The following is a 23540-nucleotide window of genomic DNA, read 5'->3' on the forward strand; positions in this document are numbered from 1 at the left end:
GGAGAGAGTTTACATGATAGAGAGTAAAGTTGTAGATTCTGTACCCACTCTTAATGAGAATAGTTGTCAAATATGGTGGGCAAGAATTTCAGATTTACAATCATCGCATTACAATTTACTAAATGATGTAGAGCGAGAGAAAGCAAATTCATATCATCATTCGGCAGACCGTGCGCGTTTTATAATAGGTTGCGTAATTAGTAGATTAGTACTTGGAAAGGTACTTTCTATGTCGCCAGTTCAAGTGCCAATTGATCGAATGTGCCCAGTATGTAAATTACAACATGGCAGACCACAGTTACCAGAAGGTATGCCGCAAATATCAGTCTCACATTCGGGTGAGTGGGTTGTTGTTGCATTTACTAAATCTGCACCTGTTGGTGTTGATGTTGAGCAAATGAATCCAAATGTAGATGTTATGAAAATGGCAGAGGGCGTATTAACAGACATTGAAATAGCACAAGTTATGAAATTACCTGATGAGCAGCGACTAGAAGGGTTTTTAACATATTGGACTCGAAAAGAAGCAGTGCTGAAAGCGACAGGTGAAGGACTATTGATTCCACCAGTAAAAATTACAGTATCAGCTCCAAATGACCCTCCAAAATTGTTGATTTTTAAAGATAGACAAGAGTTAGCAGAAAATACAATGATGGAAGATGTAAGACCTAGTTTAGATTATATGGCTTCCATTGCAATATTCAGTAAAGAAGTGATTGAAATCACGCAGTTAGACGCGGGATTGCTATTAAATCATCGTTAATTTTTAATAAAATTTCTTATAGAAGAGGTGTTCCTCATGTTAGTAGCGGAAAATAGAAAAACTGAATTAACTTATAATGTACAGGCAATTAAAGATATGTTGTTTTCTAGAAATACGTCATCTATTCTAGCTTTAGAAAAACTTGTAAAAGATACAGTTCAGTTTGATGTACTTGAACAGGAAGCGCTTAATAGACAATACATTCCGAAAGAAGCAAAGAATTTCTTTGATAAAAACGGAACATTTCTTTATCGCGTATCTAATGTTAGTTATAAAGGTAAGGTGTTATCTGAAAATCTAATTTTTGCGGACACTTCGTTTTTACCGGATACAATAAAGAGTGAATTAGAGAGTGGAAATATTCCTGTTGAAAACCTTATAGAAAAGATGGAAGTAAGAAGAAACGTATTATATGAAGGATATCAGCCATCTGGAAATATTATCGAATTGTTTGATGGATGTTCTGTTGCGGCGAATGTTTATCCAACTAGAAAATATCAAATTGTAAGTAACTGCAAATGTGTATTTTATATTTGTGAAGTGTATCATGCAGAGAATATAAAGGAACTGCTTAAATAAGAAATAAACAATAAACAATAAACCAGCCTATAAAATGGCTGGTTTATTGTTTATTTAACAGCTTCTTTTAATTCTTTTCCTGCTTTAAATGCTGGAACTTTACCAGCAGCAATCTGAATTTCTTCTCCAGTTTGCGGATTACGCCCTGTACGAGCAGATCTTTCACGCACTTCAAAAGTTCCAAAGCCGATTAGTTGCACTTTATCGCCAGATTGTAATGCATTAGCAATTGTGTCAAATACGGATTGTACAGCTGCAGAAGCATCCTTTTGAGAAATATCAGCTGATTGTGCTACATTTTTAACTAATTCTGTTTTGTTCATGTTTTCACCTCATAAAAAATTTTTTTAGAATGAATGTTTTAGTATAATGGTTAGTAAAGATAAAGCTAACTTTGTGATTAGAAAGAATGCTGTATATTTATGTTAATTTCGTTGAAAGAAACTGAATCCCTGCTAATAATTAGGGATTAATTAAGAATTGATGCATACAACAAGCTGTAATATGAGGATGAGGGGGAATATACGGATGATTTTTCGTGAAAAGAATGAGAAAGAAAGTATATTAATTCGTCAACATGATCATGGTTTTTTAGCTGGTGAAATTGCAAGACATATAATAGAAGATTTTTTTGAAGATAAAATATACTTAAAAGAGACAATTGATGCTATATATGAGCATGATAGAGGATGGATAGAGCTTGATAAAGTACCAATTTTGAATGATACTAAAAATATTCCATATACATTTATGGATTGTCCAAGTTCATTACGCTTTGTTTTTTATACGATTGGTTTGAATGCAATTGAAGAGTCAAATCCATACGGGGCGCTACTTTGTAGTAAGCACTTTTTATCATTTCCATTAAATGAGGAAGATGAAGAGATGATGTCTTTTTATAAACATGAATTGGAACGACAAAAAAGAATTTTGAAAACGTTAACAAAAGAACAATATGCGATGTTTGATAAACATTATAGATTATTAAAGTTTTGTGATGAACTTTCTTTATATGTATGTATGAATAAACCTGGTGTAAAAAAGAAAGATGAAATTGATTTATTTAAAGAGGGTTTTGAAGGAACAGAAATGTTTAATAGTAAGGGGGAGAAGCCTATTCAAGCTGAATGGGTGGATGAAGAAACAATTCAAATAACATCGTTTCCATTTAAAACGGAATTTCATACGTATGTAAAATATAAAACTATAAATAAACATGAAGTTAAAGAAAAAGGGATTGTAAAAGCTGATAGAGAATCGGAAATGAAGAAGCAAAACATTCGTTTCATACAATAAAGAAAATTTTTCAAACATAAGAAATCTAAAATTAAAACCCATACATTTTGAACAATTTCTTTTTTTAAATGTATGGGTTTATTCTATATAAAATCAATATTTATAGTGGAATTTAAACTGAAGTTATTGTAAACACAAATTAACTTGCCTGTTTTTTATGACTTTCTTTCAATTTCTCTGCTTGTAAAAACCGATTTGTTTCAGCGACAACTACACTACTTAACCCAATAAGACCAATTAAGTTTGGAATCGCCATAAGTCCATTCGCAATATCGGCAAATGTCCATACAACACCTAATTTTAAATTAGCGCCAATAGCAATCATAACGATAAAGATTGCTTTATAATATCGTACAGCACCTTGTCCGAATAAATAAGCTACACACTTCTCTCCGTAATACGACCAACCTAAAATAGTAGAGTAGGCGAATAATATAATGGCGATACCGAGAATCATACTACCAGCAGTACCGAATACGGATTGGAATGCTAATGTTGTAGCTTCAACACCAGTTTTACCTGATTTCCATGCGCCTGTAGTAATTAATACTAGCCCCGTAATTGTACATACAATAAATGTATCTAGAAAAGTACCAGTCATAGAAACTAAAGCTTGTTTTGCAGGTGAATCTGTTTTGGCAGCAGCCGCAGCAATAGGAGCACTTCCTAAACCAGCCTCGTTAGCAAATACACCACGTGCCATTCCGATTTGAATTGCAGATGCAACTGTTGCTCCGATAAAACCACCAGCAGCTGCAGTACCTTGAAATGCACCAGAAAAAATAAGTGAAAATGCTTCTGGAATTTGATCAAAGTGATAGAAAATAATAATAAGGCCAGCGATTATATAAAAGAATGCTTTAATAGGAACGATATATCCAGTAACTCTACCAATCTTTTTTACACCGCCCAAAATAACGATGGCGATTAAGAATGACATGAGTATACCAGTTAATGCGGGAGGGAAAGCAAAATTGATTCGCATTGCCTCTGCAACTGAATTAGATTGAACCATATTACCGATACCGAAAGAAGCAGCTGTGCCGAATATAGCGAATAAAACAGCCAGCCATTTTTTCCCTAAACCACGTTCTAAATAATACATTGGTCCACCGGAGTATTCACCATTTTCATTACTAACACGGTATTTCACCGCAAGGATTGCTTCGGCATACTTTGTTGCCATTCCAAATAAAGCAGTAATCCACATCCAAAAGATTGCGCCGGGTCCACCGATTGTCACAGCAGTTGCGACACCTGCTATATTTCCCATACCAATCGTTGCAGCCATAGCTGTCATCAGTGCTTGGAAGTGACTAATATCTCCAGAAGATGATGTATCCTCTGATTTTTTAAAAGCTAGTTTGTGAGCGTATATTAGTTTACTAAATTGTAAACCTTTTAAGCGCACTGTGAGAATGATACCAGTTCCAACAAGTAGCAACAAAGTTGGTAACCCCCACACATATTGATTAATTTGTTCTAATACTTTACTTACTGTTTCCATCTGTATTCTCCTTTTTTAGAAAAAATAAAAACCACTTCAAGGAAATGAAATGGTCTCTGGAGAAACAAGGGATAGAAAAATAAACCGATACAAATCGGCATTTTCTTTCGCTTGTCTCTGTCCTTTTACCTGAGAGATTATCCGCTAGATTAGCGGATTTGCTCCTTCGGTGCTCGTTTTCCTCCGCGCTATATTAAGCGAGAGGGAGTCTCTCCAGAGATTCGTCCCCATGCAGTTCTACTTGTAAACAAGACCTGAGAGTTTCAAAGTTGGTTCAGCAACTTTTTGCCCCGTCGGTAGATCAATAGACCTTCTCCTGAATGGTTCATCCGAATTATAAAATTAAAAACTTAAACGCATTGATTGTGTATAGAATCAATAAAAAACATTATAGAGATACAATTAGTGAAATGCAATCATTTTTTATTTTGAAATAGTAAATGAGTTAAGAGTGAGATGTAATCTGTATAGGATTATACCCCCTTTAAATTCCGAATTATTTGAAATAAAATCAATTTGGTGGTTTGATAGATTTAGAGTGACTAAAAATGGTTATTTGTGTATGGAGTATAACAGCAGATATAATTTGTTTACATAATTTTATTATGTAAACAAATTATTACAAGAGGGAAATGGGTCTTATCATAAGGGGGAGTAGAAATGCTATTAAAAACAATATTTTGCAAGGTGGAAGAAGAGAAAAGGGAATTGTTTTCTGATGCGCAAGAAAAATGGCGTGATTTACAGTATTTAGACGGATTCTATGGACAATTTGGTGGGTGGAATGAAGGGGAAGCGTGTGTATATACTTTATGGGAAGATCGAAATGCATATCAATCATTCATGAATGATGCTCATGATACAATTTTTTTAAATAGTAATCAAGAAGGCACATATATTTCCTGTAATATTGAAATGTTTCAAACGTTGTATGATATAACAGAAACTCCTTTGAAAGACGTAATTGCACAAGGGTCATTTGTAAGAGTTGCAATTTGCGATGTGAAAGAAGGAAAAGAAAAGAATTTTTTACATACGCAAGAAACAATTTGGAATAAAGGAATGGAAAATGCAAAAGGGATATTAGGTGGAGTTGTAGGGAAGTCTTTAAAGAATGAAAATCGTTACATAGTATTAGCTTATTGGCAAGATGAAATAGTACATGGACGTTATATGAAAGAAATTTTCCCAGAGTTATATCAGTTGGCAAATGTAAATGAGTATGTCGAAAATATAAATGGAAAGAAAGTTATTCGGAAGGAAGAATGGTCTGTTGCCGCTTCTAAATAAAGTTAGAACTTATTAAAGTAGCTAGTTTCGAAAAAAATGATACAGAACATTAGTTCTTGTATAATTACTTTGTACAAGAATAAGAGGGGAGATATTTAAATGAGTAGAGTTTTAAGATTTGAATTGCAAGTCCCAAACCCTGAAGAAGCTATTCAATTTTATACAAATAGTTTTGGATGGAAGTTTGAAAAAATGCCTGGGACACATGAATATTGGTTCATAATTACAGGTGAGAGTGATAGACCCGGTATCGATGGTGGATTAATGAAATCCCCTGATGGTGCTACTAGGACGACTAATTCTATTGAAGTATCTTCAGTTGATGAGTACATAAATAAAGTTATTGAAAATGGTGGACAAGTAGTTGTACCTAAAACTGCTATTCCTAATATGGGCTACTTTGCTTATTGTATAGATAATCAAGGGCTTCTTTTTGGAGTATGTGAAGAAAATATTGAAGCGTAAAAAATTAGGGAGTTCGAGATTATTTTGTTTGTTGAACGATGTTTTCTATCAAAGATTATAATTATTGAACACTTTTGTATAAAAACTAGTATTATTTTAGCTGAAGAAGGATCCATTTTGAATATTTTCAAAAGGATTCTTTTTGCTTTTCACATATTGTGAGTTATTTAGGCATTATTAATCAAACTTATATCGGTATATTATCTATGAAAAAAGTAAATAAATGATGTTATATTCAAGGGTTAATCTATTGACTGCTAAACAGTTTGAGGTGAAAAGGAAAAGAGGACCACTTATTTTCTTGTAAACATGTAATTAAGTGAAGACGTCATATACCCTTTCATGTTAATATATTTAAGTTATAATAGGAGGCTTACCCTTTTGTATTGTACGGTAGAAGCAGTGTGAGCTTGAAATTTTTTATGAAAAGGATGTGCCTAACTTGCGTATCAATAAATTTATTAGTGAAGCTGGAAAAGCGTCTCGACGTGGAGCAGATAAGTTAATTAACGAGAGAAAAGTAATTATTAACGGTAAGGTTGCAAAAATTGGTGACCAAGTAAATCCAGGTGATGACGTACGAGTAAATGGAGAGCAACTTCGTATTGCTCGAGACCATGTGTATATCGCTTTAAATAAACCAGTAGGTATTACATGTACAAGTGAAAAAGCCGTAAAAGGTAACATTATCGATTTAGTGAATCATCCTTTACGAATTAATCACATCGGACGTCTCGACAAAGACTCAGACGGTTTAATTTTGTTAACGAATGATGGCGATATCGTTAATGAGATTTTACGTGCTGAAAACAAACATGAGAAAGAATATATCGTTTCAGTAGATAAGCCGATTACACCGGAGTTTTTAGAGAAAATGGCAGCAGGTGTTAAAATTTTAGATACAAAAACGCTTCCTTGTGAGATTACACAGTTATCAAAATATGAGTTTGAAATTATTTTAACACAGGGGCTAAATCGTCAAATTCGTCGTATGTGTGAAGCTCTAGGTTATCAAGTATATACGTTAAAACGTACGAGAATTATGAATATTGAATTGAATAATTTACCGGTTGGACAGTGGAGAGATTTATCGAAAAAAGAGAAAAAACGCCTATTTTCAGACTTAAATTACGAACCACAAGATTGGTAAAAAAGAGAAGGGGAAACCAAAAATGTTTTTGGTTTCTTTTTTTTGAATAAAAAATATATTTTTAACACTTGTAAAAATAAAATGAATAGGATATATTAAATAACAATAAATGGATTTTTTACAAAAGCAAAGAAAAGGACACGAGTTATTTTAAACGGTTATACAGAGAAGGAAGAAAAGCTGAGAACTTCCTAACGCAGAAAAATAACTTACCACCTTAGAGCTGCACTGGGGAAATCAAGTATCTAGTGCCGTGTAAGCGACGTTACCCGCAAAAGAAGCCATTATGTTTTTTGTGATGGGAATCTGGGTGGAACCACGAATATAAGCATATTCGTCCCTATTTACTAGGGATGAATATGCTTTTTTATATTTAATTTCATAATAAGCGAAGAAAAGGACACGAGTTATTTTAAACGGTTATACAGAGAAGGAAGGAAAGCTGAGAACTTCCTAACGCAGAAAAATAACTTACCACCTTAGAGCTGCACTGGGGAAATGAAGTATCTAGTGCCGTGTAAACGACGTTACCGTAAAAGAAGCCATTGCATGTTTGCGATGGGAATCTGGGTGGAACCACGGGTAAAAGCACACTCGTCCCTATTTTAGGGATGAGTGTGCTTTTTATTATGAAATGGAGAGATGAAAAATGAAAGAACAGATGATTGAAATTAAATTTCCAGATGGTAGCGTTAAAGAATTTGTGAAAGGTATTACTTTGGAAGAAATTGCTGGTTCGATTAGCAGTAGTTTAAAAAAGAAAGCAGTCGCAGGAAAAGTTAATGAGCAGTCTTTTGATTTACGACGAAACATTGAAGAAAGTGCGAAAGTAGAAATCATTACTATGGATTCAGATGAAGGGGTAAAAATTGCAAGACACTCTGCGGCACATATATTAGCGCAAGCTGTGAAAAGAATTTATGGTGATGTGAAGCTTGGAGTAGGGCCAGTTATTGAAAATGGATTTTATTATGATATGGATCTTGCAAGTAGTGTAAATGTTGAAGATTTACCGGAAATCGAAAAAGAAATGAAAAATATTATAAATGAAAATGTAAAGATAGAACGAGTTGAAATCTCTCGAGAAGAAGCAAAAAAACTGTTTCAAGAAATGAATGATAGTTTGAAATTAGAGCTTTTAGAAGCAATTCCTAATGATGAGAGTGTAACACTTTATAAACAAGGTGAATTTGTAGATTTATGTAGAGGACCACATTTGCCATCTACTGGTTATTTGAAAGCATTTCAATTAACTCATGTTTCTGGTGCATATTGGCGAGGCGATAGTAACAATCAAGTGCTTCAGCGTATATACGGTGTTGCATTTGCTTCACAAAAAGAATTAGAAAATTATTTGCATTTTGTTGAAGAGGCTGCAAAGAGAAATCATCGGAAATTAGGTAGTGAACTTGAATTGTTTATGTTTTCGGAAGAGGCTCCGGGAATGCCCTTTTACTTGCCAAAAGGACAGATTATTCGCAATGAATTAGAAGCATTTTTAAGAGAAATTCAAAATGAGTACAATTATCAAGAAGTGCGTACTCCATTTATGATGAATCAAGAATTATGGGAGAAGTCAGGACACTGGGGACATTACAAAGACAATATGTATTTCTCAGAAGTAGATCATAAAAGTTTTGCGTTAAAACCGATGAATTGTCCAGGCCATATGCTTATGTTTAAAAATAAATTACATTCTTATCGTGAGTTACCGATTCGTATGTGTGAGTTCGGTCAAGTGCATCGACATGAATTTAGTGGCGCTTTAAACGGATTATTAAGAGTTCGTACTTTCTGCCAAGATGATGCTCATTTATTTGTAACTCCAGAACAAATTGAAGATGAAATTAAATCAGTAATGGCGCAAATTGATTACGTGTATAACACTTTTGGATTCCAGTATGAAGTAGAGCTTTCTACTCGTCCAGAAGATTCAATGGGTGATGATAAATTGTGGGAGCAAGCAGAAGCGGCATTAGAAAATGTATTACATTCATTGAATTATAAATATAGACTAAATGAAGGTGACGGCGCATTTTATGGACCGAAAATTGATTTCCATATTAAAGATGCTTTAAATAGAAGTCATCAGTGCGGAACAATCCAGCTCGATTTCCAAATGCCAGAGAAATTCGATTTAAATTATATAGATGAGAAGAATGAAAAGAGAAGACCAGTTGTCATTCACAGGGCAGTTTTAGGCTCGTTAGACCGATTCTTAGCGATATTAATTGAGCACTTTGGAGGCGCGTTCCCAGCGTGGGTGGCACCAGTTCAAGTGAAAGTAATTCCAGTTTCAAATGCAGTGCATGTACAATACGCAGATGAGGTTGCAGACAAATTAGCACAAGCTGGAATTCGGGTTGAACGAGATATGCGAGATGAAAAGTTAGGATATAAAATAAGAGAAGCGCAAATGCAAAAAGTACCGTATGTTCTTGTTGTTGGTGATAAGGAAATGGAAAGCGAATCTATAAATGTACGTAAATATGGAGAAGAGAAGTCAGAAGTTGTTGCGCTAGATGTATTTGTGGCAAATATTGAAGAGGAAATTAAAAATAGAAAATATTGATTGTAAAGAAAACACACCATTAGAAAGTGGTGTGTTTTCTTTTTTACCTTACAAAATTGTAAGGTAAATGTAAGGGAAATCGAATGAACTGATTTTAGAAAAATGAGAATATTAAGAAGTGATATGATTCATATTTCTTTTGAGATTGAAAAGTTAAAAAACTCTTAAGGATTTATATGACAAAAAGATAAGAAATATGTGAGAAATTAATACTATACAAAAGGGATGGAGTGAAAGAGATGTCAACAAATGTAGTTACTGTAGAAAGTGTAGAAAAAACGTATGGGAAAAGAAATGAGAATCAGTCAAAAGCATTAAGGGGTGTTTCATTAAGTATTAAAGAAGGAGAATTTGTAGGGATTATGGGTCCTTCTGGATCTGGTAAAACGACATTGCTAAATGTGATTAGTACACTTGATCAAGCGACAGGTGGTAGTGTAACAATAGCTGGCACAAATATTACTTCTATGAAGGGAAATGCACTATCTGATTTTCGCTCTCAAAAATTAGGATTCATTTTTCAAGATTTTAACTTACTAGAAAATTTATCAATTTATGAAAATATTGCTTTGCCACTGTCTCTACAAGGAGTACCTTCAAGTGAGATTACTGGGAAGGTAAATGAAGTTGCAAAGAAATTAGGGATTACTGAAATTTTAACGAAATATCCAACTGCTGTTTCTGGTGGACAAAAGCAAAGAACAGCAGCAGCACGAGCTTTAGTACATAATCCGGCCATCGTATTAGCAGATGAACCGACAGGAGCACTTGATAGTAAAAATGCAAAAAGTTTATTAGAAGCGATGCAAGATTTACATGAAAATCACAATGTAAGTATTTTGATGGTAACACACGATGCATTTAGTGCGAGCTATTGTGAACGTATTTTATTTATTCAGGATGGACTTCTTTATAAAGAGTTAAATCGTCAAGGAACACGAGAAAATTTCTATCAAGATATTTTAGGTGTGCTTGCCCAAATGGGCTCAGCAACTGAGTCGAAGTAAGGAGGCGAGACTATGTTATTCAAATTATCACGTCATAGTATGAAAAAAATGTTAAAGGATTATATGGTGTTACTTATTGGTCTCGTTATTAGTATTAGTATTTTTTACATGTTCCAAACGATGGCGATGAATAGTGAATTTACAAAAGATAATAGTCTCATTAGTAGTATTAGGCTCGTCTTCTGGGTTGGTGCAATATTGCTTTCTTTCATTACAGTTTTTTACATCATATATGCCAATTCTTTTTTACTTACATTAAGAAGAAAAGAACTCGGTATGTACATGATGCTTGGAGCGAAAAAGAAAAAAGTAGCGCAATTATTATTTATTGAGACTTTTGGTATGGGTATTGTCAGTATTATTATCGGTATTTTAGTAGGAATAGTACTTGCTAGTGTAGCAGGAAATTTTTTAATGAATGGAATGGAAATTTCAGCAAAAGGTAATTACGCATCTGTGTACACACCAGCTATATTAGTTACATCTATTTTCTTCTTAATATTATTTTTCATTACTGGTTTAATGAATAGTTTCCGATTATTACGTAAAACAGAATTAGAATTAATACGTGAAGATGAAACGCAAGATGAGGTGAAGAAAAGTAAGACTCGCACTGTTATTATGACAGTACTAGGTGTATTGCTAGTAAGTACAGGATACTATTTTATGGTAAATATACAAATGTTTGCTGAACTAGGATTTATAATAGCGACAATCGTTACGACATTAGGAACGTATTTCATTTTCAACTCATTACTGCCACTTTTTGTAATGAAAATTAAGGGGAATAAAAAGCGAAATGAAACGGGATTAAATAGTTTTACTTATGCACAGTTACGCTTTCGAGTAACTAGTTTATCGAGAGTACTAGGCACTGTAGCGATGTTAATTGCATTAGGTGCAGGTGCGATGACAGCAGGTATGGCGTTTCAAAAGAATGTAGGCATTATGACAGACTTCTCACGTGTATATGATGTCGTAATTCATGATCCAAATGAACAAGATAAAGCAGCATTAAAAGAAATGGAAATTGTTGAAGAAAGCAAGTATAAGTATAAAGTAGATGGAGAAGCGGTTTATTATTTACGTAACGACTTAACTGAAAAACCACCACTTATTTCAGATCATTTTGATACAAAGACTTTAAAAGAACCTGCTCGTAAACGTGTAGCTGAACCTTTAACTGAACCCGTATATTCTGCTTTGGAAGCTCCCGAAGTAGCGAATAAGCTTCCTCGTATGCCAAAAGATTGGGAAGATGCGGTTGTAAGAGAAATACAAATTACACATAATCAATTTAACGGAAAACCTGTAAGAATTGCTGATGAAGAGCATTATAAAGGAATTCAAGGAACAGAACACACTGTGACATTAGCAAAAGTAGATGATATGAAAAAATATAAACTATTATTGACAGAAATTGACAATAGGCAAAAAGAACAAATTGAAAAAACAACAGGTACAAAAGTAGACTTATTTACGAAAATGACAATTTATCAATTTATGAACAGTTTCATGAGCGGAACAATGTTTATGGGATTTTTCCTTGGAATTGCGTTTTTAGCAATGATGGCGAGTTCTCTTATGTTCAAAATATTAACAGGAGCTTCTCGTGATGTACGCCGTTATGAAATGTTACGGAAAATTGGTGTGAGACGTAGTATGTTAACAAAAAGTATATATAAAGAAATCTCATATTTATTTATCTTCCCAGCAATTATTGGAATTTCCCACGTGTTAGTAGGGCTTAACTTATTCAGCTTTATATTAGTTGACCCGTTTGTGAAAGTGTGGGTGCCAATAGGGATTTTCATAGTAATTTATTTCATTTATTATTGGATTACTGTCCAACTTTATAAAGGTATGGTAATGCCGAAAGAAAAGATAGCGAAATAGGAAAACAATTGAGTCCTTGTTATGAAAACAAGGGCTTTTTCTGTGTTTGTGATACATAAATACGTGTATGCGAGATGTTTTCAAGTCTTTCTGTAATGAATATATAGAAAATTAAGGAAATGTTAAGGGTTTATGTAGCGGAAAGTTAAGAAGTGTATGGGAGACTAATAATGTACAAACAAATTTAGATGGAATTGATATTTTTATAAATTTAAAGGAAAGGAAACGTTGTATGAGGAAGATAAAAAAATTAATAAAACTTATCGGAGTCATTACTATACTATTACTAATCATAGCGTTGGTATTTCCTACATGGACCTCACAAATAAGGGTCAAAAACAGTATAAGTACATTAGAACAAGTAGAGATAAATGGAACTGGTCATGAAATTATGATACGCGGCAAAGATAAGAGTAATCCAGTTATTATCTTTGTACATGGTGGACCAGGTTCTTCGGAAATACCATATGCTCAAAAATACCAAGACTTATTGGAAGAGAAATTCACGGTTGTCAATTACGATCAAAGAGCAAGTGGAAAATCGTATCATTTCTTTGAAGACTATTCTAACCTTTCATCAGATCTACTCGTGGAGGATTTATTAGCTATGACGGATTACGTTTCAAAACGTCTAGGCAAAGAAAAAGTAATTTTAATAGGCCATTCTTATGGTACATATATTGGAATACAGGCTGCCAACAAAGCTCCTGAAAAATATGAAGCATATATTGGCATTGGACAGATGAGCGATACAGTAGAAAGTGAGATGGATAGTTTAAACTACGTTATTGAACAGGCACAAAATGCTGGGAATGCGGATGAGGTTTCACATTTAAAAGGGTTAACTGAAAAAATTAAAAATGGTGATACATATACCCCGCGAAATTATGTTGCGAAATATGGTGGAACATCAAGACTCATTGAAAATCCAGATGGTGATAACATGGGGATGTTATTCAGTAATGAATATAACTTGTTAGATGTAATTCGTTATAACGTTGGATTATCACACTCTCAAACTGTCTTATTAGAAAAAGACTTAAAGAATCCATTACCTACTAAAGTAACTAAACTGAAGTTACCGCTTTATTTTCTTATGGGTAAATATGACTATAATACTTCATTTCATGCAGCTAAACAGTATTTTGATAGGATTGAAGCGAATCAAAAAGAATTTATAGCTTTTGAAAACTCAGCACATTACCCTCAATTTGAAGAGAAGGAAAAGTTTTATGAGTGGTTGTGTGATACATTCGTAAAATGAAATTAAATAAAAAAGCACTTATTTTAAAAATAAGTGCTTTTTTATAGTATATAATCGATCAAGAAGGAAAATGTTGGATAATAGTCGAAAGATATAATACAACTTCAGAGAAATGACGAGAATCGATATGTTTTGTCGAGAGAGGAGTTATTTTATTAAAAGATATAGGTACTATACATAGTTTTAGTTTCTGAATATTCATTTAAATAGAAGGGGTAATAGTTATGTTCATTCGAATTGGTAAGTGGTGTGGGGTTACTTGTTTACAATTATTTGCTGCAATCTTATGTATAATCTGTCTAGGTGCGCTCCCTCGGTTATTTAAGGGATTACAAATTGATTTAATCGGTTTTTGGAATGCAATTATATATGTTGGTGAGAAAGTACTTCACCCAACTGAAATTACATATGGTTTTCAAGCGCCGAGAAAATTATTTCCGCAAATTTGGATCCATTATATTGAAACGATGATAGTATTTCTTTCAGCATTTTTACTTTCTTTATGTATAGCGTATGTACTTGTTGTTTTTGTACTGCAGCGAACTCATATGAAACAAAGAATATGGAATGGGATTTTTCTTACCCTTGAGAGCATACCAGATATTTTACTTATTTTATTATCGCAACTTCTTGTCGTAATTATTTTTCAAAAAACAGGGTTTATGCCAATCAAACTGGCTGGATTAGGGGAAGAAAGAGTACGTTTGTTACCGATTATATGTCTTACAATACCAACAACGTTATTGTTTATTAAACTTTTGTTATTAAGGTTCAGAGAAGAATTAGAGAAAGATTATAGTATGTTTGCCAAGAGTAAAGGGTTAAGCTTACGGCATATTTTGACACATCATATTTCAAGAAATGTTTTATTGACGACAGTTTATTATGCGAAAACAAATATTTTATTTATGCTATCCAATTTATATATTATTGAATGGATTTTTAACACATATGGAATGTTTGTATTTGTAAAAGAACATTCGAACATAGAAATTTTCACAGTAAGTTTAATTATATTATATGTACCGATTTTTATCTTGTTTCGTTTATTACATACGCTTTTGCAAAATGTTATAAAGGAGCGTGCGTAATATGTGGCAAGTTGTTAAAAAAGATGTAAGGTTTTGGTTTGGTGTAACCTTTTTAAGTGTCCTTATGATTGTTAGTATTGGGAATACGTTGTTTTTCGATGGGAATATTCGTGAACTAACGATGATGTATAACGCAAAAGGAGAATTAGAGGTTGCTCCGTTTTCACCATCGAGTAAATTTTGGTTCGGAAGTGATGCGAAAGGCCGCGATCTTTTTCAACTAATAATAGAGGGAGCGAAATGGACGGTTGGTGCGAGTTTAATTATAGCGATTTTACGAGTAATTATTGGAGGGGGCATAGGCTTACTTCTCGGTATGTATAGTCGGCGTTCTTTTCCAATTATTTCGTCCTTTTTTGACCCATTCAGCATTGTACCAATGGTTATGATTTCCTATTTTATATTAAGGGGAGTTTTAATGTTCGACAGTGGAGAGGCAGCTGCTCCGTTTCATTTGCGAGTTGCGTTTCAAATTATAGTTCTTGCATGTCTTGCAGTACCGACAGTTATGTTGTATGTAGCGCAAGAAGTCAAGCGTATTAAGAAAGAAGAATTTATGTTGGCGGCCACTGTGCTCGGCGGAAGTAAGTGGCAGAGGTTGAAACGCCATGTATGGCCGCATATGTTACCATCATTTCTTTTATTAGTAGCCCAGCAATTTGTAAGTACTTTATTACTCCTCTTGCATCTTGGTTTGTTGGAATTATTTTTTGGCGGAACAATAATTTTTGGCGCTATAGATGCAGATAGTGTAACAAAGGAATGGACTGGCCTAATTGGTCAAAACTTCCGTCACTTAACTACTCATACATGGATTGTACTTATACCAATCGCTTTCTATAGTATGACAATCTTATCAGGGAATCTAATTAGCAATAGTATGCAAGATGCAATTAGACTAGGAAGTGTAAAAATGTCGAAGAGGAAGGATAAAGAAGTGAAAGTAGAGAAGCAAGTACAACCTACTATGAATGATTTTTCTTTCTATAAAGAGGTACAAAAATAAAGAAAGATAGCTGAAGACAAATTGTTTTCAGCTATCTTTTTTGTTTAAAGTGGTGGTAAATCAATCTTACCTTCTTCAAATAATTCTTTTATCATATGTTTCGTATAACCAGCTGCTTGACCAAATGTGATTTTTGCTGGCATTGGTGCTTCATTTACATCTACAACTACATCAATAATGCATGGTTTACTTTGTTTTACTGCATTTTCAAAGGCGGGAAGTAAATCATCTAACTGTTCTACACGGTATCCAATACCACCGCAAGCCTCGGCATATTTTGCGAAATCAGGGTTTGTTAAGTCTGTACCAAATTCGATATTCCCCATAACTTCTTGTTCGAATTTAATCATGGCGATCTTATTATTATTTAAAACGACGACAACGATTGGTAGTTTATATTTAACAGCTGTTACGAAATCGTTCATTGTCATTCCGAAACCGCCGTCACCACAAACGGCAAATACTTGTTTATCTGGGAAAGCAATTTGTCCAGCAAGTGCACCAGGTAAACCGCAGCCAAGTGTTGCGAGCCAACTAGAAATGATAAATTTCTGGTTTGTCATACGGAAGTGCCTTGCAGTCCATACTGTTACATTTCCGACATCGACTGAAAGAATTGCGTCATCTTCTGCTACTTTCTGCAGTGCATGCATAACTCGTTGTGGTTTAATTGGAGTAGAAGAATCTTCTTCTTGAGTGTGTAATTTTTCTTCCCACTTTTTCATCATTTCTTGATGATGCTCTAAGAAGGAAAGATCCTCGTGTTTTTCTACATTTTCAATTAACCATTTTAATGTTTTATCAGCGTCACCAGCTAAGCCGATATCTGTCGTATAACGTTTCCCAATTTGTGCGGGGTCTGTATCAATATGAAGTGTTTTTGCTTTTTCGGGTAAGAAACCAGTGAACGGATAAGAAGTGCCCACCATAATTAAAGTATCAGCATGTTTCATTGCTTCATAAGAAGGTTTCGTCCCGATTAAACCTAATCCACCGATACAAAGAGGGTGTTCATCAGGAACAATCCCTTTAGCTGGTAATGTAAGTACGATTGGTGCACCGATATGTTCTGCAAATGCAAGTAAAGAATCTCTCGCATGTTTAGCTCCTTTTCCGGCTAAAATAACAGGTTTTTTCGCTTCATTAAGTGCGAGTTTCGCTACAGCTAAATCTTCTTCTTGCGGAAATATTTCTGGTAATGTAAAGGAAGAGTTTGTAATACGTGCACCATTTTTCACTTCAAATTTTGGAACATCATCTGGAATTGTAAGAACAGAGACACCTTTTTTTGTATATGCCATTCGAATCGCTTGATTAACTACAGCAGGTAACTGTTCAGCTGACATTATTCGTTGGTTATAAACCGCGACATCATCAAACATTCTTTCTAAGTTTACTTCTTGGAAAAAATCCGTTCCGAGTAAATCACTTTCGACTTGTCCTGAAATTGCTAATACGGGAGCTTGATCGAGTTTCGCATCATATAAACCATTTAATAAATGAATAGCTCCAGGTCCTGCAATAGCCATACAAACACCAAGTTTTCCTGTTAATTTCGCATAGGCTGCCGCTGCTAACGCACCAGCTTCTTCATGGCGAACTTGAATAAATTTAATTTTATCTTGTTTTTTTCTTAAAGCTTCAATAATAGAATTAATGGAATCTCCAGGCATACCATATATGTGTTCTACACCCCAGTCAATTAAAAGATCCACTAATGCTTCACCGGCTGTTTTTCCAAACATAATCGTTCCTCCTTATAATAGGTAGATACTATTATGTTTTGGAGAAAAAGGAAAAATATACAAATGATATAACTTATTTGTTTTAATGATGACCAGTGAAAAGAGTGAAGACTGTTATTAGTAAAAATCCACTAATAGACCACGATAGAAACGGAAGGAAAGGTAGCTGTTTTTTTGCTTTCCAAAGCATTTCGTGAATTGTGACATAGCCAAGAGAACCAATTGCGCTTCCCATAATAAGTCCTTGTAAATGGAGAGCTTTCCCGTCCATCATAATGCCAAAAACAGTACCGGTCCCTAGGATAAGAGAAAGTAATAAAGTTGTTAATAAAAATGAAATGTATTTATGTTTTGTAAAAAGAAATGGAATAATTAAAGCTAACCCTTCTGGAATATGGTGAATGACAATCGCAAGTAAGAAAGGAATGGCAGAGTCATTATGATTTATAAACGCTGTTCCTAACGCAAATCCACTCGGCATATTATGAATGAATATAGCGAAAGAAAGAAAAAGGAAGGTTTGCCATGCTTGTTGATCTTTCTTATGTATAATCGGATGATGACAATAGTTATCTAATAAGCTCATAACTAAAATACCGATAGCTATACCGAGCATAGGCCCAATTATTTCATAGCTTGAAAATGTTTCAGGAATAATTTCAAGTGATAAAAGCCCAAGCAAAATCCCACCACATAATGCGTATAAGCGATGCATCTTTTCTTCAATTAGTTGGCGTGTTGCTACTCCAACAGCACCTCCTAATAGTAATCCACCGAACGAAAAAAACGTAACGATTATAGGAATCCATAAACGTTCCATATCATCACACTCCAATTCTATCCCCTTGTTTTCAGCTTACTAATGGGGGAGGGAGATTAGTCCAAATTATTATGACTAATTATAGAGAAAAAACTGTAAATTCATTATAATTTACATATTAAAATGAAATGGGGAATGTAAGTGCAAACAAAATGGAATTTATCTGAATATGAAAATCCAAAACGATATGATATAGAAAATAAAAGTTTTTCAGATTTTCCGTTTTTACTATCATGGGCGCAAAAACTAAATATACAAAATGAATGGATTTTAGATATTGCATGTGGAACAGGGAGAGTCACTATTCCTTTTATCGAAAAAGGGTATCAAATGATTGGTATAGATATACATGAAGGAATGCTTGCTGAAGCGAAGAGTAAATCTGCGAGTTTAAAGAATATAAAGTGGTTACAGCAAGACTGCTTGCAATTGAGCGTCGAAGAGACAATTCCGTTAGCATTTATGGTAGGACATGGATTCCAACATTTTCTTACTAATACACATCAAAATCAATTATTAGCATCGATTCATAATGTAATAACTGATAATGGTATATTCATATTTGATACACGTTTTCCGTCAAAGGAAGAATTAATACAACCACCTACAGAAGAATATTGGACAACTATTACAGATGAACAGGGAAGAAGATGTGATTTATATACTGAGATGAATTATGATTCAATTCAACAAATACAGCACTACATAACAACAAGAAGGTTTTATGAGGATAATGCGCTAGTAGAGGAACTGAAAACAACAATAGATCTTCGGTATACGTATCCACAAGAATTAGAAAGATTACTAGTAGCGAATGGGTTTGAATTGTTACATATATATAATGATTGGGATGGGAATGAGTTGCAGGAGGATTGTTATTCTATGGTGGTAGTTTGCCGAAAGAAAAGATAGGGATGCTGATTATTAGTTGATAAGTGACATAAAGAAGTGTTCCTAAGAATATAACAATCAGGCGCGTTTATATAGAAACGCGTCTTTTCTTATATAGTAAGTTATTAGAAAAAATAATCAAACTGTATTTCATATTAACAATAGACTATGTGTTTTTGTTTTAATTGTAAGGAAGAATAAGAGGAGCTGCAGTGGAGTGCTATGGTGGGGACTGTGAAAATACAATTATAAAGAAAATGAAGGATAAGGTCATAATCAAATGTTGTTTACTGAGCCATTAGAGTTTTATATAATATACAAATAAACAAAACTGGATGGTTGCCAGTTTAGAGAGACATAAAAAATGTCCTGGTATTTAGATAATGTTTATGAGTTAAATAAAGAAAAACGAATGTAATAAAAATTTACTATACTAACTTTATGGAGAGTAATGTTATGAAAGCAGAAAAAATACTTGAAACACTAGATAGGTACGCGGAAGATTTTGATTTTCCAGTACTTGATAACTATAATTTTGACTTAGCACAATCCAGAATATCTGTTTTTCGAGAGGAAGACAAGTGGCTCATTGTATTTGAGGTTGTGGGCGTTGATGCAAACCTTGAGATATCGAATAACTTCTATGTGTATAGTAATAGCATGAGACAGCAAGGATTCTTTTCATGTTTCGATGAAATCTTAACGCTTGTAAATGAAGAATATTGGTACGATGATGAAGAGCATTTCCTTGTAGATCCTTTTCATATGGAGTTACTTTTGAAAGGAGAACGTATCACTTTAACACCAACTGCAGAAGAGTATAAGTGTTTAGGAATTGAAACAGATTCATTTCATCCTACCAAACTTATTCGTTTTTTAACTTCTAAATATAAGGAGAAATTCTGGGTAAATCCCTCGGACATATTAGATGAAACCAATGCAGAATTTAAACCAAATCTATTTTATCAAACAGAAGAATGGGAACATCCTGATATAAGTGATGATCAAAAACCGAGTGAGAGCATATTCTTTCAAAGTTTAGCTAAAGCGATTGAATTAAATAATGTGAATTTGATAACTGTAGGGAAAGTAAATAATGATTGGACCAATTGGACATGGAGTGATTTTGAAAAACAAGAAGAGGATGACATTTAAATAAGAAACTGTTTTTCCCCACCTATGATACATTGAAGCATTTGTAACATGATTTTATCGGCAAAGCCATGTATGAACTTCGCTTTCACATCTAAATCATTTGAGTTGAACAATTGTATTAGTTATTACTAATATGTCTGTCAAAATATTTTTAAAAAAGATAGATAAATGTTTCTTCGCTTTATTTTTAATGTGAGAAGGAATGTAAATAATGAACAAAAAAATAATATAGTTAGTGGAAGTGAAGGAAATGTTATAGTGTTTGATGCACACATTAAGAGGTTTTATGTAACAGGAAAGAGAAGCTTTTTGTTTGAATTTCAGGGTATACAAAATGTAAACGTTGACTGGGATTTATTTCTCATGCTAACATATAGATAATTTAATCAAGGCGGTGGAAATGTATTGGACTCAGATGTTGACTCGGATAGGTGGCTAAATGACCTCGATTTTCTCAGAGTACCCCTCATCATTTTGAGAATGTAGATTTTATACAATCTCATGTCAATGTGTATGAAGTAGGTCTGGAAAGAGAAAATATATCAGGAGGTGAATCCTTTAGTTTCAAGGAAGCTAAGGGAATTAGTTGGACATATTTAATTTAATCATGGTAGTGGTTTTAATCGCATGTACTGCATTTTTCGTAGCAATTGAGTTTGCTATTGTAAAAGTAAGAGGATCAAAGATTGATCAATTTGTATTAGAAGGAAAGAAGGGTGCGCTGGCAGCGAAGAAAGTGACATCAAACTTGGATGAGTATTTGTCAGCTTGTCAATTAGGGATTACAGTTACAGCAATGGGACTCGGGGCACTAGGTGAACCAACGATTGAGAGACTTTTACATCCTTTATTTGATAAGTGGAACATCAATCCTTCCATTGCAGGTGTATTATCTTTAGGAATTGCTTTTACTATTATGACGTACTTACATGTTGTAGTTGGTGAATTAGCACCAAAAACATTCGCGATTCAAAAGGCTGAGAAGGTTACTTTATTACTTTCGGCTCCGCTTATCTGGTTCTACAAAATCATGTATCCGTTTATTCGCTTGTTAAATGGCTCTGCAAGGATGATAACAGGAATGTTCGGCTTAAAACCTGCATCAGAGCATGATGTAGCACATACAGAAGAAGAATTACGATTGATTCTTTCTGAAAGTTATGAACGTGGAGAAATTAATCAAGCTGAATACAAATATGTAAATAATATTTTTGAATTTGATAATCGTATTGCGAAAGAAATCATGGTCCCCCGTACAGAAATTATAGGGCTACATGTAGATAATTCTTTAGCAGACCATATGAAAATAATCCGTGATGAAAAGTACACACGTTACCCAGTATTTGGGGAAGATAAAGATGAAATCATTGGTATGGTGAATGTGAAAGATTTCTTTATCCGTTATATGAATAAGGAAACAAAAGAATTCAGTTCTATTCAATCGTATACGCGTCCAGTAATTGAAGTAATTGAGACCATACCAATACATAATCTTTTACTACAAATGCAAAAGAAACGTATTCCGTTGGCTGTCTTATATGATGAATACGGCGGTACGGCTGGTATTGTAACCATTGAGGATATACTGGAAGAGATTGTAGGAGAAATACGTGATGAATACGATGAAGATGAGCGTCCGCCCATCCAGCAAATGAATGAAGGTCATGTTGTCGTAGAAGGTAAAGTATTAATTAGCGAATTAAATGATTTACTAGGATTACATATGAATGATAGTGATGTTGACACGATTGGTGGTTGGATTCTGATGCAGAATTATGATATCCAGGAAGGACAAACAGTAAATAGCGAAGGATATGCATTTAAAATTCTTTCTAAAGACCCTCACCAAATCAAACGTGTTGAAATACAAAAAGAAATGTTGGAAGCAGCAACTGTATAGTTGCTGCTTTTATCCTTTTTGGCAAGAAGACTCCATCTGATTTGTGTTACGGGTGAAACCCAACAATTCAGGTGTAGATGAATTGCCGTCAGAAGGTAGGCTGAACTCTTTTGTTTCGTTCATAACAATTTTTTGAGGGCGAATATTTGTTTCTTTTTGTCTTACGATATAATCTGCCCTTAGATAAGGAGGGAATATATCGTAAGACAACGAAATTGGATAATAATAATCATTCGGTTACTTGCGCTAAAAGGAATTACGATGAAGACCATGTTCACATTTTGTTCCAAATATTGATTTGTTAAAAGTAACTAATGATTTTAATAAACCCTCTGAGAAAGGTGGTGAAAACAATGGCTAGAAAGAAAGCAGTGAAAGTATTACGTAAACAAAAGAAAAGAGAAAACATACAACGATTCACGCAGAAACAGAATATCGGACGAGCTTGCCTTACTGCGAAAGAATTTCGCTTACTGCAAAGCATGTCACATAGTTCAAAAGCGTTGCGAAATGTTGGATTATACACAATTAAACAAAGTTACTTGAATAATAACAAGATGGCTACTGTAAAAGAAGTGGACACTGCCATGCAAGCCGATATGAATTACTGGGGCATTCAATCAAACTCTGTTCAAGCGATTCGTAGATCCTTATTTACAGAAGTAAAAAGCTTTTTTAAAGGATTGGAACAGTGGAAGAAAAAACCTGAAACCTTCGCAGGTCGTCCTAAGTTTCCGAATTATTCTGGTTCAACTGACAAACGAATTATTGAAATCTATCAAGTTCCAAAAGTGGATGATAACGGGTATTGGATGATTCCAATGAATGTTGCATTCAGGAAAAAATTCGGTTCCATTAAAATACGTATGCCTAAAAATGTAAGAAATAAAAAAATCTCCTACATTGAGATTGTACCGAAACAAAAAGGTCGGTTCTTTGAGGTGCATTACACATATGAAATGCACGTTTCTCAAATGAAGAAACCATCCACGACTACTAGTAACGCTTTGAGTTGCGATTTAGGTGTAGATAGATTATTAAGTTGCGTAACAAATACAGGTGACACATTTTTAATTGATGGAAAAAAACTAAAATCTATTAACCAGTACTTCAACAAAATGATACGTAATCTCCAACTGAAAA

Annotated in this window: 20 protein-coding genes, 1 pseudogene, 1 riboswitch and 2 other annotated features; of the genes and pseudogenes, 16 read left to right on the forward strand and 5 right to left on the reverse strand. The window is 34.0% G+C overall.

The features are described from left to right. Window positions 1-13 precede the first annotated feature (13 nt). Window positions 14-763 carry a 4'-phosphopantetheinyl transferase Sfp gene (gene sfp / locus DET63_RS21845; RefSeq protein ID WP_113937832.1) on the forward strand — a complete coding sequence of 250 codons (750 nt, stop codon included), beginning with the start codon at window positions 14-16 and terminating at the stop codon, window positions 761-763. Between the two features lie 36 nt (window positions 764-799). Further along, entirely contained in the window at window positions 800-1342 is a 543-nt protein-coding gene (locus DET63_RS21850; RefSeq protein WP_113937833.1) for a cold-shock protein, read from the forward strand. Window positions 1343-1392: 50 nt separating this feature from the next. On the opposite strand, the gene DET63_RS21855 is transcribed toward DET63_RS21850, so the two are convergent. Beyond that, entirely contained in the window at window positions 1393-1665 is a 273-nt protein-coding gene (locus DET63_RS21855; RefSeq protein ID WP_002012780.1) for an HU family DNA-binding protein, read from the reverse strand. 205 nt (window positions 1666-1870) lie between these two features. Between DET63_RS21855 and DET63_RS21860 the strand changes: the two genes are divergently transcribed. After that, complete coding sequence (locus tag DET63_RS21860) at window positions 1871-2638, forward strand: DUF3891 family protein (protein ID WP_113937834.1); 768 nt, start codon at window positions 1871-1873, stop codon at window positions 2636-2638. 139 nt (window positions 2639-2777) lie between these two features. On the opposite strand, the gene DET63_RS21865 is transcribed toward DET63_RS21860, so the two are convergent. Continuing rightward, window positions 2778-4145, reverse strand: a complete 1368-nt coding sequence (locus tag DET63_RS21865; protein ID WP_113937835.1) for an alanine/glycine:cation symporter family protein — start codon at window positions 4143-4145, stop codon at window positions 2778-2780. A gap of 107 nt (window positions 4146-4252) precedes the next feature. After that, a riboswitch (glycine riboswitch) is annotated at window positions 4253-4372 on the reverse strand. 433 nt (window positions 4373-4805) lie between these two features. On the opposite strand from DET63_RS21865, the gene DET63_RS21870 reads away from it, so the two are divergent. The 9 genes from DET63_RS21870 (at window position 4806) to DET63_RS21915 (ending at window position 15886) form a co-directional block, all read left to right on the forward strand. Beyond that, window positions 4806-5435 carry a YdbC family protein gene (locus DET63_RS21870; protein ID WP_113937836.1) on the forward strand — a complete coding sequence of 210 codons (630 nt, stop codon included), beginning with the start codon at window positions 4806-4808 and terminating at the stop codon, window positions 5433-5435. A gap of 99 nt (window positions 5436-5534) precedes the next feature. After that, on the forward strand, window positions 5535-5900 hold the full coding sequence (locus DET63_RS21875; RefSeq protein WP_113937837.1) for a VOC family protein: 366 nt from the start codon (window positions 5535-5537) through the stop codon (window positions 5898-5900). A 442-nt stretch (window positions 5901-6342) separates the two neighbouring features. Then, a complete protein-coding gene (locus DET63_RS21885; RefSeq protein ID WP_002136219.1) occupies window positions 6343-7050 on the forward strand; it encodes a pseudouridine synthase in 708 nt (235 codons plus the stop codon). Between the two features lie 120 nt (window positions 7051-7170). Then, window positions 7171-7395 (forward strand) — a binding site (T-box leader). Window positions 7396-7432: 37 nt separating this feature from the next. Beyond that, window positions 7433-7655 (forward strand) — a binding site (T-box leader). A 44-nt stretch (window positions 7656-7699) separates the two neighbouring features. Further along, window positions 7700-9622, forward strand: a complete 1923-nt coding sequence (gene thrS, locus DET63_RS21890) for a threonine--tRNA ligase (RefSeq protein ID WP_113937838.1) — start codon at window positions 7700-7702, stop codon at window positions 9620-9622. Between the two features lie 230 nt (window positions 9623-9852). Further along, the gene (locus DET63_RS21895; RefSeq protein WP_080025008.1) at window positions 9853-10629 is read left to right on the forward strand and encodes an ABC transporter ATP-binding protein; all 777 of its coding nucleotides are present in this window, start codon (window positions 9853-9855) and stop codon (window positions 10627-10629) included. Window positions 10630-10641: 12 nt separating this feature from the next. Continuing rightward, a complete protein-coding gene (locus DET63_RS21900) occupies window positions 10642-12525 on the forward strand; it encodes an ABC transporter permease (protein WP_113937839.1) in 1884 nt (627 codons plus the stop codon). Window positions 12526-12757: 232 nt separating this feature from the next. Then, complete coding sequence (locus DET63_RS21905) at window positions 12758-13789, forward strand: alpha/beta fold hydrolase (RefSeq protein WP_113937840.1); 1032 nt, start codon at window positions 12758-12760, stop codon at window positions 13787-13789. Window positions 13790-14013: 224 nt separating this feature from the next. After that, window positions 14014-14880, forward strand: a complete 867-nt coding sequence (locus DET63_RS21910; protein ID WP_002141702.1) for an ABC transporter permease subunit — start codon at window positions 14014-14016, stop codon at window positions 14878-14880. A 1-nt stretch (window position 14881) separates the two neighbouring features. Further along, window positions 14882-15886: an ABC transporter permease subunit gene (locus DET63_RS21915; protein WP_113937841.1), complete on the forward strand. Its 1005-nt coding sequence runs from the start codon at window positions 14882-14884 to the stop codon at window positions 15884-15886. Between the two features lie 44 nt (window positions 15887-15930). On the opposite strand, the gene DET63_RS21920 is transcribed toward DET63_RS21915, so the two are convergent. Continuing rightward, window positions 15931-17631: a pyruvate oxidase gene (locus DET63_RS21920; RefSeq protein WP_113937842.1), complete on the reverse strand. Its 1701-nt coding sequence runs from the start codon at window positions 17629-17631 to the stop codon at window positions 15931-15933. An 82-nt stretch (window positions 17632-17713) separates the two neighbouring features. After that, complete coding sequence (locus DET63_RS21925) at window positions 17714-18451, reverse strand: ZIP family metal transporter (RefSeq protein ID WP_002031888.1); 738 nt, start codon at window positions 18449-18451, stop codon at window positions 17714-17716. A gap of 141 nt (window positions 18452-18592) precedes the next feature. Here DET63_RS21925 and DET63_RS21930 point away from each other — a divergent pair, with 141 nt between their 5' ends. Both DET63_RS21930 and DET63_RS30785 read left to right on the forward strand, forming a co-directional pair. Continuing rightward, a complete protein-coding gene (locus DET63_RS21930; RefSeq protein WP_113937843.1) occupies window positions 18593-19363 on the forward strand; it encodes a class I SAM-dependent methyltransferase in 771 nt (256 codons plus the stop codon). A 435-nt stretch (window positions 19364-19798) separates the two neighbouring features. Continuing rightward, window positions 19799-20497 carry a DUF7003 family protein gene (locus tag DET63_RS30785; RefSeq protein WP_235661791.1) on the forward strand — a complete coding sequence of 233 codons (699 nt, stop codon included), beginning with the start codon at window positions 19799-19801 and terminating at the stop codon, window positions 20495-20497. 11 nt (window positions 20498-20508) lie between these two features. On the opposite strand, the pseudogene DET63_RS30790 reads toward DET63_RS30785, so the two are convergent. Beyond that, a pseudogene (locus tag DET63_RS30790) lies at window positions 20509-20610 on the reverse strand (ArsR/SmtB family transcription factor); the annotation flags it as partial. A gap of 473 nt (window positions 20611-21083) precedes the next feature. On the opposite strand from DET63_RS30790, the gene DET63_RS21950 reads away from it, so the two are divergent. Together DET63_RS21950 and DET63_RS21960 are read left to right on the forward strand one after the other, a co-directional pair. Beyond that, entirely contained in the window at window positions 21084-22397 is a 1314-nt protein-coding gene (locus tag DET63_RS21950) for a hemolysin family protein (protein WP_113734483.1), read from the forward strand. Between the two features lie 353 nt (window positions 22398-22750). Further along, a partial coding sequence (locus DET63_RS21960) for an RNA-guided endonuclease TnpB family protein (protein ID WP_142675690.1) occupies window positions 22751-23540 on the forward strand: 790 nt, incomplete at its 3' end.

It is taken from the genome of Bacillus sp. DB-2 (assembly GCF_003315125.1).
Classification (GTDB): Bacteria; Bacillota; Bacilli; order Bacillales; family Bacillaceae_G; genus Bacillus_A; species Bacillus_A mycoides.